Genomic DNA, 13,868 nt, shown 5'->3' with positions numbered 1-13,868 from the left:
GTTATTTTATTAACCAAATTCATAATATGGGAGGGACGTTTTCAACTGTACCAGACATGACATTGGGGAAAGGCGTTGATTGTTCATGGCCCTACGGTGATGCTTTTCTTGGTAATTTACAGAACTGGCAAATATCCTCTGCGGCAGGGGCGGCAAAAATTATTGATCTCAGTACCCATTACGATATCACTCTGGCCTTTTGTCATGAATTGCCGTTCTCGTTCACGCCGCTAATTGCTCGTTTGCATGCGGCTGTTGAGAAACGTAATCTAAAGATTATCTATATTTCCCATTGCACGGCATTTAATCATGAAATGCCATTACCGAATCCTGAACGTATTATGGCTGAATCATTGGCTGTTCACTGGGCCAAGATTGATTCTAATATCAAGCTCGGTAATATCAGCGACTTCCTGGCAATGCACTTAGTGGCACAATACGGTGCTGACCCACAATCATTTATACCGACACCTGCGGGAATAAATATCAATGACCCCTGGTTTCGAATACGCAGTGATCAGGAAATCAGTGACACACTCTCATCACACGGAATATCGCTGGATCACTCATTAGCTATCACTTTAGGCAGAGGGGTTCATTACAAACGCCATGATCTGTTGCTCAGAGCAGCCTGTTATCTGGGTAATGATATTCATCCCGTTATTATGAGTGACCCGATTTTGCCGGAGTTATCTGCCTTAGCGAGCCGACTCGAGATCTCTGCCTCTCTGATCAATTCTTTTGATCGCGAACTAATGGCATGCCTTATTCAATGGCGTAATACGCGGGTTTGCGTTCTTTCTGCTGAGAATGAACCTAATGGATTGATTCCGATGGAATCACGTTGGCTGGCCAGACAACAGGGGGCATTGTTAATTGTTGCCGACTCCGGCGGTTTGAGTGAGCAGGTTGAACATGGGATCGATGGGTTCCTTCACATCCCCGGGAACGCAGCAAGTTTAGCGGAAATAATACGCCAGATTTGCCAATTAACCGACGGCGAAATAGATAAAATCAGGCAAGCCGGAGCTACATTAATAGAAGAGCGCTATAACTGGCGAAACCAAATTTTGTCTCCACTGAGATATCTGATTCCGCAAATTGCAGCTCTGGACTGATGCAGAGCTACAATGTTCAGTTAAGCATTTTGGCGGTGATTTTTTATTGCAGTTTCAGTGCCCCGATTGCGGTATCTAATATTGCATTTTGCCCATTACGGCTGGCTTCCAGGCACCCCATGGCACCGACTAACATTGGAATATCCAACTCTTTAGCCAGAATAGCGCTATGAGACATGATATGCCCCTTGCTTAAACAGATGCCTTTTACCTGCCGGTGGTTCAGCCCAACCATTTGTGAAGGCAATAACTCCTCGGCTAATAATATAATTTCACCGCTAACTGAAAGCGAAACTGGTGGTAGCCCGGTCAAATGGCCCAATGTGCGGTTAAGTATATCGCGGATATCTAATTCCCGAACGCGTAGATACTCATCATCCAGAGCCAGATAATCTTCCACCATTGCCATCAATTCATCCTGCAATGCCGATTCTGCACAAACTAACTGATGCTCCAGGCGCGCATCCATCGCCTGATGCAGTTCCTCATCATCAATCAGCATCACATGAGCGTTAAAAATAGCCGCAGCTTCAGGGCTAATCTGTTGTTCTGCCTGTTGTGCCAACTGCTGCAAATCAGCCACAGTTTGCGCCAACGCCTGTTGTAAACGCCGCTGCTCTTTAGCTACCTGTTCAGCATTGATTGTTTGAGGTAAAAAAACCGGAATGGCGGGTAACCATTGCAACAATGGTGCACTAATCGCGCCACGAGGCACCATGACGCCAGTAAATTCCCCCTCACTGGTGGTGGTGACGAATTCGCCAAAATGTTGTCGCGCCAATTGCATAAAAGCATCTAGCGCCTCGCCTGCTTGCTCACCACTGGCCAGCAAACGAATGGTATCACCTTTACGAACTTGCAATATTGCGAGCTGGTTCAGGCTGCGTGGATTCACACACTGACCATTTTTTTCCAGCAGTAAATCTGCCGCGAACGGAGCCAATGCTTCGACCAATTTAGCCGCCGGTCGCACATGTAACCCGTTAGGATTGCGCACCACCCAACTGACACTCTGAGCATCCGCTGCCGCCTTAGCCACCGCATTACTGGCAGGTACCACGGCTTCTTCCCCTAGCTGAGTGGCTTTAGCTATCAACGCCCCCATTGCTTCAGCACGGACGTCGGCAAGTGAAGCGCCAGATGATGCAGCGACGACAGCTGCGAGAGTCCCTTCCACCAGTGGTGCGGCACAGAGTTGCACCTGCTGCGCCATATCGGGGTCTAATAGCTCCAGTGCCGTTTCTGCGCTGAGTAAGGCACTGCCTAAATCCATCAATACCAGTACGCCCGATGGGGTGTAAACCGACTCAATGGCTTCCATCACTTTAATGGCATCCGTGCCAATAGGATGATCCAGGTCGTCTACACCGGCAGCAACCGCTAACTGGCAGCTCCCTTGTGTCATTTGCTGAGCCAGTTCGGCCACACCCTGAGCCAGCAGCGCGCTATGAGAAACTACAACGAGATTGACCATCTTTCCTCCTGATAAACGTGTCAGTCCAGCCTGATTAATGACTGGCAACCTGCCATAACGCCTGCATCATCAGCATAGCTGATGTTGCCCCTGGGTCCTGATGACCAATACTCCGTTCACCCAGATAGCTGGCACGGCCTTTGCGGGCCTGCATAGTAATAGTGTCGGCCAATGCTTGCTGGGCACGTTCAACGGCCTGCTGCAATGCATCTACCACCGTGACTCCCTGCTGATTTGCCTGTTCGAGTTGCGCCACTACCGCCCACCAAACATCACACATCGTTTTATCGCCCGGCTCCGCTTTACCGCGCATCACCACCCCTTCCACACCATCTTTAAACATCTGACAAACCGCCGTCAGATCGAGGCTCTGCTTAGCATTCGTGCTTTGTGCTGCGCGAATAAAAAACGTGCCAAACAGCGGGCCGCTGGCGCCGCCAACACTTGAAAGCAGTGTCATACCGGTATTTTTCAGAATAAAACCAATGTCTTTATCGGCAAAGGTCGGTAACTTTTCGACCACTTTATTAAAGCCGCGATTCATGTTCAGGCCATGGTCGCCGTCGCCGATTTCAGTATCCAACTGCGTCAAAAAATCTCGCTGCTCGCTGAAAACTTCAGCACATAGCTGTAACCAACTGACAATTTGTTGTTTGGTGAGTCCCATATTTTTCTCCTGGCACATGGTTTTATAAGATTATTTTCAGCACTTGTGCTGACTTAAGCTCAGTGATTCGGGTTGGTGAAAGCCGCGCGTCCCTGCGGCTTCAAGTACCAAGGAAATATCAGCAACCCCAGCGCAGCGCGGGGGTACTTACCGGCGCATCCCACAATGACAGGAGTTCATCATCAACTTTCAGCACGGTGATGGACATACCCTGCATATCCAATGACGTACAATAAGAACCAATCAATTTACGCTCAATGGTCAAACCGAATTGTGTACAGCACTCCGCCAGACGGTGCCAGACACCATAAAGTTCCGATAAGGGGGTCGCGCCAAGGTTATTGACCAGAACAATGACCCGATCGCCTTTGGCTAAGGGTTGCTTACTCTGGCGCGTCTCGTTCCAGTCACCGGCTTGTCGATCCCAGTGGCGTAATGTGCGCTGATAGCTGCCGTGATCAATCAAGGTCTGGAACATGGCGTCTACCGTGCTATTCAGTGAAGTAAATGGCCGACGCTCAATACCCGGTTCGCCATGGATACCCACACCAAATTCCATCTCATTTTCAGCCAAAATAAATGACGGCTTACCGGCAGCGGGCACAGTACAAGCACCAAGCGCGATGCCAATAGAATGCCCCTGATTATTAATTTTCTGCCCCAGTAGTGCGCATTCATCCAATGAATCACCACGTGCCGCAGCAGCACCGAGTAATTTTTCTATAATGACCGTGTTCGCCACCCCACGCCGCCCGGCGGTATACAGGCTATCTTTGACCGCCACATCATCGTCTATCACTAAGGTAGCAACAGCAGTGCCACCGGCATGCAACAGCTCGGCGGCAGTTTCAAAGTTTAGAATGTCGCCAGTGTAATTCTTAATCAGCATCAGCACACCAGGCCCACCATCAATGGCTTGGCCGCATTCATACATTTGATCGGGGGTCGGCGAGGTAAAAATCTCACCCGGGCAGGCACCATCCAACATGCCTTCGCCAATAAAGCCACAATGCATCGGTTCGTGACCACTGCCACCACCGGACATCAATGCAACTTTGCCACTCACTGGCGCATCTGCACGGGTGATGAAAAGGGGTTCCTGATGCAATGTCAGCTCAGGATGCGCCGCAACCAGCCCCTGAATTTGCTCCTGTAACACACTCTCAACGCTGTTAATTAATTTTTTCATTTTATGCTCCGCGAACGGGAATGGCTGGAGAACAGAGCTGCCGATGATGAGAAATACCGGCAGACTCGGTCGATTTTCGACTCAGAACGTATTTGCCGCACAGATTAGTTGAGGAAAGCCTGACCCAAGCGGTCAGCTACCATAATTGCAGCATAGACACTGTCAGGTGTGACCTTGAACGGCATGTTGTGGATGGTTTCTCCCTCAGCACAGCTGGCCTTGGCGACATCATGGATCTTGCGTTCAATATCCTGAGAAACGCCCATCTCAGCCAATGTGATTGGTAAACCCAGTTGCTGGCAGAATGAGAGCACTGTTTCGATCTCTTCCATGCTGCTGTTCTGTAATACGAGCTGTGTCAGGGTACCAAAGGCCACTTTCTCACCGTGATACAAGTGGTGGCACTCATCTAATACGGTGAAACCGTTATGAATGGCGTGAGCGGCCGCCAGACCACTACTTTCAAAACCAAGACCACTCAGATAGGTATTGGCTTCGATAATACGTTCAACCGCTTCGGTCACAACACCCGCCTCTACCGCCAGTTTGGCTTTATAGCCCTCCGCCAGCAGGGTTTCGTAACACAAGCGAGCCAGTGTAACTGCCGCTAATGTCGATGCACCACCAGCCATATTGGTAGCTTTAGCGTCAAAACAGGCTTGTGCTTCAAAGTAAGTAGACAGCGCATCACCCATACCAGCGACCAGCAAACGTACTGGTGCTTTGGCAATAATGGTGGAATCCATCAGTACGATGTCAGGGTTTTTCGGGTAAATCATATATTCAGCGAACTTGCCCTGTTCGGTATAAATAACGGATAAGGCGCTGGTCGGGGCATCGGTAGAGGCAATAGTAGGCACCACAACGACAGGGATATGCTGATAGTGAGCAATCGCTTTAGCCGTATCGAGGGTTTTCCCGCCACCGATACCAACCACGCCATTACAGCCGTGCTTTTTCAGCTCAACCGTCAACCGCTCAATTTCGTGACGGGAACATTCGCCATTAAAGCGGCTGAAATGATGTTCCAGCTCACTGGCTTGCAGGCTGGAGCCGACGGTATCAGCGGTCAGCTTCATGACGAAATCATCAGCAATGATAAAATAGTTATTAGCCAATAATTTAGCAAATTCACCAATGGACTGTAATGCATTGGCACCTTGAATATATTTGGACGGAGATTGAATGACTTTCAGCATATCTTGCTCCTGTAGCGTAAGAGATAATGTAAGAATAAATAATTTTTAGGGTCAATTTGATGAAACTGCATCCACTATAAGCGCAAAAAACAGGCTGAGAACCAACAGTGAAAACGTTCCATTATGAAACTCCGTTATCTCAGTATGGTTTCATATTGGAACGATAATGCCGTGACACAGGGACAGGAAGAGAAGTGGCGCACAGAAGCCGCCCAACAGTGTAAGAAGGTAAAATAGAAATAGGTTTACGCGCGATAGGCACCAGCCATAAAAAAAAGCCACCCCGATAAAAGGGGCAGCTTTAGTCATTCTCGGTAGTGCTAACGCCACACTAACCGTTATTCACTGACGGGTTCGTCACTCACTTTCTCTTTAGGTTCTGGATTCATACAACTGTAAATTACTGGTAACACCAGCAATGTCAGCACCGTTGCAAAGCCCAGACCAAACATGATGACCACCGCCATACTCTGGAAGAAAGCATCACTGAGCAGCGGAGCCAGCCCCAGAACCGTGGTAAATGCCGTCAACATAATAGGCCGTAAACGGGCGGTAGAGGCATCAATAATAGCTTCGCGCAGTGGTTTTTCCTGTCGCTGTAAGCCTATCTCTTCCACCAACACAATGCCGTTACGTATCAACATACCACTCAGACTTAGCAGCCCCAACAAAGCCATAAATCCGAATGGAATTCCCGTCAACAGGAAGCCTACCGTGACACCAATTAATGCCAGTGGTACCGTCAGCCAGATGGCAACAGCATTGCGCACTGAGCTGAACATCAATACCGTTACGATGAACATAATCAGGAACGCGATCGGCAAACTGATGAAAATACCGCGTTGTGCTTCCTTGGTACTTTCATAATCACCGCCCCACTCCAGCTCATATCCGCGCGGTAACTGAACGGCTTCTACGCCAGGTTTGATACGCCGCAACAACTCAGCAGAGGTCTCACCGCCCTGTTGGGTCGGATCCGTTTGCACCGTCAGTGTCCGCTTGCGATCCAGACGCATAATAAGCGGATCTTCCCACTCGGTTTCAAAACTGGTGACAACGTTATCAATTGGGATAAAGGCCAGGCGCGCCTGGCTCCAGACCATCACATCATTCAGTCGTTCTGCATTGAGTCGTTCTGCATCCGGTGTGCGCAGTATAATCGGCATTAAGCGAGTACCATCACGGTATAACCCCACCGGCAGACCACCAAAGCTCATGCGCAATGTCCCATCGACCTCGCGCTTATCTACTCCAAGTTCGCGCCCCAGATAATCGGAGAATTGTGGCCGGATCATTTTGCTACGGTCTTGCCAGTCATGCCGCGCACCATCCGCCATCGGATCAGCAATGATCGCTTTTTCCGCTTGCGCTGCCAGGGTACGTAACACCTCAGGGTCCGGGCCAACAAAGCGGGCCTCGATGGAGCTGTTGTTGGATGGCCCAAACATGATGCGTTTTATCTGCGCATCAACCTGCGGGTATTCGTCATGCATATAGGATTCGATTTCATCAATCAAACCCGGTATTTGGCTGAGGTCCTCGGTACGAACCATCACCTGCGCATAGTTAGGATAATGACGTTGGGCATTGTAGGTCAGCATAAAGCGCATCGCGCCCTGACCAATCGTTGCCATGGTGTCCGCCACCCCTTTTTGCTGCTTGATATACTGCTCAACCTTGTTCGCTATCCCTTCGGTATAATTGATATCAGTGCCATTCGGCAGCCAGATATCAACGAAGAAGATTGGCGTATTAGAGGGCGGGAAGAAGCTCTGGCGAACATTACCAAAACCCACCACCGATGCCACTAACATGGCCGCCAGCAGCACCAAAGTGATACTGCGATGTTGCAGTAACTTATTCAATACCACGCGATAATAGCGGAATAACCAGCCATCATAAGGTTGCTTGGCAGGCTTATCGGCATCCACTTTCGCCGGTTTCTGATTTTGGAATGCCCACTTAGCAAAGACCGGTGTTAGCGTCAGTGCCGTGAACCAACTCAACATCAGCGAGATCAACAACACCTGGAATAACGATTTACAGTATTCACCCGTAGCATCATTGGACAGGCCGATAGGTGCAAAGGCCAGAATGGCAATAATAGTCGCGCCTAACAACGGCATCATTGAGCGCTTCACCACATTGCTAATAGCGGTAAAGATGCTTTCGCCTCGCTGGCGACCAACGACGATCCCCTCCACCACCACAATGGCGTTATCCACCAACATACTTAGCGCGATAATCAGCGCCCCTAACGACACTCGCTGTAGCTCGATATTAAATAGCCACATAATGAGCAACGTACCCAGTACGTTAAGTGCCAACGAGATAGCAATTACTATACCGCTGCGCACCCCCATGAAAATCAGCAAAGTGACCACAACAATCAACAGTGCCAACAGGAAGTTAAGGATAAAACCGTTAACCGCCCCTTCAACTTCATGGGACTGATCATAGAACACGTTGATATGCATACCTAACGGGCGTTCACCGTCAAGCTGCGCCAGTCGGGCTTTAATCGCATTACCTACGTTTACCACGTTGACATTCGGGGCAAACGAAATCCCCAGTGCCAATGCAGGTTTACCGTTGGCACGATAAATATTGGTCGGTGAATGGCCAAAACCTTGAGAGACAGTGGCGATATCACGCAAATACACGCTTTTCGGGCTGCCAGGCTGACTTACCAGTAAATTCCCCAGTTCTTGTACACTTTGGAATTCACCGGTCGGATGCAAACGAATAGACTCACTGCCCACCTGCAACTGGCCCGCATCGGACACCACATTCTGGCGGCTCAGTAAATCGGATAACTGCTGTGGCGTGATACCTGCGGCGGTCATCTGGGCACGAGAAATCTCCACCTGAACCTCTTCAGGCAGAATACCCACAATACCAACTTTACCTACCCCGGGTACCAGTACCAGTTCACGTCGCAGTTGCTCGGCAAAATTACGTAAATCCTGGTTACTGTAACCATCACCCGTGAGTGAGAAGAAGAAGCCATAAACATCGCCAAAGTCGTCATTGACCATCGGCGCACTGGCTCCCGGTGGCAAACGCACACTGTTATCGTTGATTTTACGCCGCAGTTCATCCCAGATTTGCGGTAACTCATTCGCGCCATATTGTGCGCGAATATTGATGGTTATTTGTGATAAACCGGCACTGGAAATAGAGGTGACGTCGTCAACATAAGAGAGTTCCTGAATGGCATTCTCCAGTGGGAGTGTGACTTCCTCTTCTACCTGCTGTGCTGATGCACCATCATAACGGGTGACAACTACCGCCGTTTTGATGGTGAAGGCTGGGTCTTCCAGCCTGCCTATATTGAGATAGGCAATAATGCCACCAATACCCAGCAACAGAATCGTTAGCCAGATACGGGTATTATTATTGATAAAATTGTCAGTCAGCTTCATCAGAGACCCCGCTCACGGACCCAAGCCCGGACAACCTGATTTGGGCGAAGCTCACCGGTACCTGCGGAGACAATCTGCTCGCCATCAGCCAGACCAGAGGTAATTTGAATGCCGTTGGCGGTCAATTGAGCCACCTGAACTTTGCGCTCTTCAACATGCATCTGACCATCATCATTCTTGATAACCCAGACTCTTGCATCATTCAATTGGGCAGTATCTGGGTTAAACACGGCTTCCACTGGTACGATAATCGTCGGATGATCAGTGCCAGACAGATTGCCAGAGTTGATTCTTACCCGGCCACTGATACCTGAAAGCAGTGGCATATCAGCCGGGCGCTTCATCGTCAGTGTCACCTGGAAAGTCTGTGAAGCAGAGGTGGTTGAGGTGGTGTGTTCTTTATACTCAGCAATAAATTCGCGCCCCGGCATATGATTAAGTAATACCGTTGGTTTGTAGTTACGATTGCTGATGTCTAGTGCGGTAAACAGGCGCTCAGGCACACTAAACACCACATCTAACGTATCCAGTGCACTTAATGTGGCAACCGCCTGACCTGGGGCCATGACCTGATGGTTACGCGCATTCACATTGGCAATAATGCCATCAAATGGCGCGGTAATGGTGGCATCACTCAGCTCTTTACGCGCAATCTCCAAAGCAGCACGAGCCGATTCCATCTCAGCACGACGTACATCCAGCTCAGCACGAGATACCGCCCTTTGCCCTTGCAAGGTATTGAAACGGTTAAACTGATCGCGAGCCAGATTAAAGGTAGACTGACGATCCCTGACTCGTAGGTTCAAATCCGTATCATTCAGTCTGGCAATGACTTGGCCTTTTTTCACCTGCTCACCTTCACGCACCAGCAACTGTTGCAATTGCCCACTTCGTTTAAAGGAGAGCTGAGTTTCATCGCCAGCTTGTAATCGCGCTGGAAAATAGCGAGTGCCATTTTGCCCACTGTCTTCAACGGTAAATATTTTTACCGGGCGCACACTTTCTGCGACTTCAGGGGGAGTTCTGTCGCAAGCAGCGAGAAGAAACGTTAATAGCAGAGTGATTACTGTTTTTATCTTCACTATAAGATCTCGTTGAGTCAGATTTTAATAATTATTGCAGATTAATTATTCACACTTCTTTATCTGTTTTGGGCTTCACTTTTTTGTGACAGACGGCGCACCAGCGCTCTTATTAGTGTGATTAATAATCCCCCGGTAAACATCCCTAGAAAATAGATCAGCACAATTAGCACCGAAATGGGTAGTGTTATTTGCATGGAAAGTAAAGATAAGTTCACTAGCCCGCTGTTTTGAAATACAAAAAGCGTCATCAGGGCCACTATCAGCAAAAAGCACACTAAATACACGTATTTCACTTGATCACCCTTTTCATCTTAGTTCATCATTTTTCGGCTTTAAAAACGTAATGTCGTGCTTTCTTGCCAAATACAAATCTCTGGCTGCTAAAACAGAGATAGCCAATAGCGAAATAGCACTACTCTGCTACTCACTATCAGCTATTTTTTAAGAGCAACTGCGCTATACCCTATATAATTCGAGCCACAGGTAGGCAGCCAGCAAACGAATCCCGATGAGCTTACACAGTCAAGTGATTCGGGTAAGTGCGTGCCGCTAACACCCCTGTGGCTTCAAGGCCGAAGGGGATTAGTAGTCGACGGCATCCCGGATGATTGGACACGTCATACAGTGACCGCCCCCGCGTCCACGGCCTAATTCACTGCCGACTATCTCAATCACTTCGACCCCTTCTTTACGCAACTGGGTATTGGTTTTGGTATTACGGTCATAGGCCAGCACCACGCCTGGTGAAAGCGCAACCATGTTATTACCACTGTCCCATTGTTGACGTTCTGTATCGTAATCATTACCTTCGGTCTCAACCACACGCAGTTTTTTCAGGTTGAGCGCGCCAGCAACTGCTTCAACAAAGGTGCCTTTATCACGACTTAACTTAATGCCGGTCGGGCCATTATCAGGGCGCAGTGAGAAGGTTTGGATCTGATTAACAATCGCCGGATATAACGTCACTACATCACGGTCGCAGAAGGTGAACACGGTATCCAGATGCATAGCGGCACGCAATTTAGGCATGGCCGCAATCATGACGCGCTCCACCTGCCCTTCGCTATTTTTAAACAGCGATTGCGCCAACTGCGTGATTGCCTGATGCGAAGTTCGCTCACTCATGCCGATTAACACGGTTTTATTACCGATTGGCATCACATCACCGCCTTCCAGCGTCGCAGTGCCGTGGTGCTGCGTCGGGTCACCCCACCACACTTTCACATTGGCGTCACCAAAGTCCGGGTGGAATTTATAGATAGCCGTGGTGAGGATGGTTTCTTCATGACGCGCCGGCCAATACAGTGGATTTAGTGTCACACCGCCATAGATCCAGCAAGTGGTATCGCGGGTATACAGTGTATTGGGCAACGGTGGTAACAAGTATTCAGTAATGCCAACCGCTTCGCGGATCAGCTTCAACTCTTCTTTGTCACATTTACCGTCTTTATGCAGTTCGGTGGTGGACAAGCCGCCAATCAGCACTTCAGCCAGCACGCGCGGCTCCAGGCTTTCCAGATAGCTGCGGGTTTCTTGCAAAATGCCCAGTGACACTTCATTCGGCACAATTTGCTGATCCAAAATCCACTTTTTCGCCGCTGGAATGGCAACCGTTTCGGCCAGCAGATTATGCATCTCAACCACATCAACACCGCGTTCACGCATTTTGGTCATAAAATCAAAATGGTCGCGCTTGGCTCTCTCTACCCACAGGACATCATCAAATAATAATTCATCACAATTACTTGGCGTCAGGCGGTTATGGGCACGCCCTGGGGCGCACACCATTACTTTATGTAACTTGCCGACTTCAGAGTGAACACCAAACTTAGGTTTAGCGTGAGTTTTCTTAGCTTTATCTGACATAAGAACTCCAATAAATTATATGGTGATAATCCCGGTAGCAATGCTATAAATCGCAGCCACCGCAGCAACAATCAGAACAATAAACAGTATTCTTTCATAGGAATTAAAGGCTTTTTGATGCTGTTCACGTTTGGCAATCAGATACAAAATAGTGCCCGGTCCGTAAATAATGGCCGACAACAGCACGTATTTCAGGCCGCCGGCGTAAATCATCAGAGCAGAGTAGAAAGTCGCAATGATGGCAAAAATCAAATCTTTTCTATGACCACGGTTATTCGTTTCGTAAGTCTCACCGGTCCATGCCAATTTCAGGCCATAAGCCCCTACTAACAGATAAGGGATCAGCGTTAATGAACTGGTTAATTCCAGCGCCAGTTGAAAAGCATAATCAGTAAACAAAGTGAGAATTAAGAATATCTGTATAAAGATGTTGGTCAGCCAAACCGCTGCTGAAGGCACAGCATTGCTGTTTTCAGTCGCGAAGATTTTTGGCATGCTGTTACTCTTAGCCGCCGAAAACAGCACTTCCGCTGCCAGCAGTGACCATGATAAATAAGCACCCAACACGGAAATAATCAGACCCACACTGATAAATATTGCACCCCAGCGGCCGACTATCGCCTCTAACACCCCGGCCATTGATGGCTGGCGTAATGCCGCCAAATCAGGGCGCAGTAACACGCCGTAAGACAACATGGTGATCAATACCAGCAGGCACAGCACACCAATAAAGCCCAGAACGGTCGCGATACCAACATGGCTACGTTCTTTGGCATAACGTGAATAAACACTCGCACCTTCGATACCCAAGAATACAAATACTGTGACCAGCATGGTGCTACGTACCTGAGAGAATAGAGACTCAGGTTCAACTGACGTGGTGATTGCCGCCGCTGCATGACCAACATAGCCATAGTCATTCAGATGGGATAAATCAGCACCTTTAATCACATCTGGCGTACCCCAGAAGTTCAGCGCAAAAACATCACCTTTAAAGGCAAAAATCAGCACGATGACGAAAATGAAGATTGGAATTATTTTTGCGAAGGTGGCGATGGTATTAATTGCCGCAGCTTCTTTAACGCCGCGCAATATCAGGATATGGAATCCCCACAAGATAACGGAGGCAATTAACACCGCCGGAATAGTATTGCCATCACCAAATATAGGGAAGAATGCCCCTAACGTTGATTTGATCAGAACAAAATAAGAGACGTTACCAATACAGGTACCGGCCCAGAAACCTAATGCAGAAGCAAAACCAAGATAATCCCCAAAGCCCTCTTTTGCGTAAATGAATACACCAGAATCGAGATTAGGTTTACGCTGCGCTAATGTTTGAAAAACAAAAGCCAGCATTAGCATCCCACCCCCCGCTATACACCAGGCGATAAGTGCGCCAAACCCACCGGTTGCTCGTCCAAATGTTGCCGGCAATGAAAATATACCGGCCCCGATCATTGAACCGACCACCAAAGAGGTAAGGGCCGGTAAAGATAATTTATTCGTTGTTGAATTGGCCATGATGCTCTCAATGACATTGGATAAATTAAGTTAAATGTAAATTCTGCTTATCCTACAAACAGATTCACCCAGACCCACTTATCAATATAAATACATAGTTATCATAGCTTCCTTTAAAACTATTGCATAATGCCCGGAAAGTAGACCAAATCTTACAATATGTAAATTCTTGAAAAAATTATCACATACATCAGAATTTTGTAACAGTGTGCAAAATCATCATTTTGTATATTCATAAAATCATATTTCAGTTTAATTCACTGCAATCCACCCACTCTATTAGCATAGAAATCTGTTTTTTATTAGACGGATCATTTCAGA

Annotated in this window: 10 protein-coding genes; 1 reads left to right on the top strand and 9 read right to left on the bottom strand. The window is 48.3% G+C overall.

Annotated elements, in window-relative coordinates:
- The coding region (locus V1952_RS14785; protein WP_420074999.1) for a glycosyltransferase family 4 protein at positions 1–1,118 on the top strand (1,118 nt) is incomplete at its 5' end.
- Positions 1,119–1,161: 43 nt separating this feature from the next.
- Here V1952_RS14785 and dhaM read toward each other — a convergent pair.
- The 9 genes from dhaM to V1952_RS14740 form a co-directional block, all read right to left on the bottom strand.
- On the bottom strand, positions 1,162–2,592 hold the full coding sequence (gene dhaM, locus V1952_RS14780; RefSeq protein ID WP_420071715.1) for a dihydroxyacetone kinase phosphoryl donor subunit DhaM: 1,431 nt from the start codon (positions 2,590–2,592) through the stop codon (positions 1,162–1,164).
- Between the two features lie 34 nt (positions 2,593–2,626).
- Positions 2,627–3,259: a dihydroxyacetone kinase subunit DhaL gene (gene dhaL, locus V1952_RS14775; RefSeq protein ID WP_372557922.1), complete on the bottom strand. Its 633-nt coding sequence runs from the start codon at positions 3,257–3,259 to the stop codon at positions 2,627–2,629.
- Between the two features lie 118 nt (positions 3,260–3,377).
- Positions 3,378–4,448: a dihydroxyacetone kinase subunit DhaK gene (gene dhaK / locus V1952_RS14770; protein ID WP_420074998.1), complete on the bottom strand. Its 1,071-nt coding sequence runs from the start codon at positions 4,446–4,448 to the stop codon at positions 3,378–3,380.
- Positions 4,449–4,552: 104 nt separating this feature from the next.
- Complete coding sequence (locus V1952_RS14765) at positions 4,553–5,647, bottom strand: glycerol dehydrogenase (RefSeq protein WP_372557921.1); 1,095 nt, start codon at positions 5,645–5,647, stop codon at positions 4,553–4,555.
- 338 nt (positions 5,648–5,985) lie between these two features.
- Positions 5,986–9,072, bottom strand: a complete 3,087-nt coding sequence (locus V1952_RS14760; RefSeq protein ID WP_420074997.1) for an efflux RND transporter permease subunit — start codon at positions 9,070–9,072, stop codon at positions 5,986–5,988.
- On the bottom strand, positions 9,072–10,154 hold the full coding sequence (locus V1952_RS14755) for an efflux RND transporter periplasmic adaptor subunit (protein WP_372557919.1): 1,083 nt from the start codon (positions 10,152–10,154) through the stop codon (positions 9,072–9,074). The genes V1952_RS14760 and V1952_RS14755 overlap by 1 nt, the downstream gene beginning before the upstream one ends.
- A 59-nt stretch (positions 10,155–10,213) precedes the next feature.
- Complete coding sequence (locus V1952_RS14750) at positions 10,214–10,450, bottom strand: LapA family protein (protein WP_372557918.1); 237 nt, start codon at positions 10,448–10,450, stop codon at positions 10,214–10,216.
- Positions 10,451–10,739: 289 nt separating this feature from the next.
- A complete protein-coding gene (gene arcA, locus V1952_RS14745; RefSeq protein WP_372568629.1) occupies positions 10,740–12,023 on the bottom strand; it encodes an arginine deiminase in 1,284 nt (427 codons plus the stop codon).
- Between the two features lie 15 nt (positions 12,024–12,038).
- Positions 12,039–13,547 (bottom strand): amino acid permease, encoded by a 1,509-nt coding sequence (locus V1952_RS14740; RefSeq protein WP_083160751.1) that lies wholly within the window; start codon positions 13,545–13,547, stop codon positions 12,039–12,041.
- Positions 13,548–13,868 lie beyond the last annotated feature (321 nt).

Source organism: Yersinia sp. 2542 StPb PI (assembly GCF_048593855.1).
Classification (GTDB): domain Bacteria; phylum Pseudomonadota; class Gammaproteobacteria; order Enterobacterales; family Enterobacteriaceae; genus Yersinia; species Yersinia enterocolitica_E.
Note: the sequence above shows the minus strand (reverse complement) of the source record. Positions and strands in the feature narration are given on the sequence as shown.

Excerpts from the sequence above, each read along its gene's own strand:
- dhaK (WP_420074998.1), bottom strand. The coding sequence starts at position 4,448 with ATGAAAAAATTAATTAACAGCGTTGAGAGTGTGTTACAGGAGCAAATT.
- dhaM (WP_420071715.1), bottom strand. The coding sequence starts at position 2,592 with ATGGTCAATCTCGTTGTAGTTTCTCATAGCGCGCTGCTGGCTCAGGGT.
- V1952_RS14740 (WP_083160751.1), bottom strand. The coding sequence starts at position 13,547 with ATGGCCAATTCAACAACGAATAAATTATCTTTACCGGCCCTTACCTCT.
- arcA (WP_372568629.1), bottom strand. The coding sequence starts at position 12,023 with ATGTCAGATAAAGCTAAGAAAACTCACGCTAAACCTAAGTTTGGTGTT.
- V1952_RS14765 (WP_372557921.1), bottom strand. The coding sequence starts at position 5,647 with ATGCTGAAAGTCATTCAATCTCCGTCCAAATATATTCAAGGTGCCAAT.
- V1952_RS14760 (WP_420074997.1), bottom strand. The coding sequence starts at position 9,072 with ATGAAGCTGACTGACAATTTTATCAATAATAATACCCGTATCTGGCTA.
- dhaL (WP_372557922.1), bottom strand. The coding sequence starts at position 3,259 with ATGGGACTCACCAAACAACAAATTGTCAGTTGGTTACAGCTATGTGCT.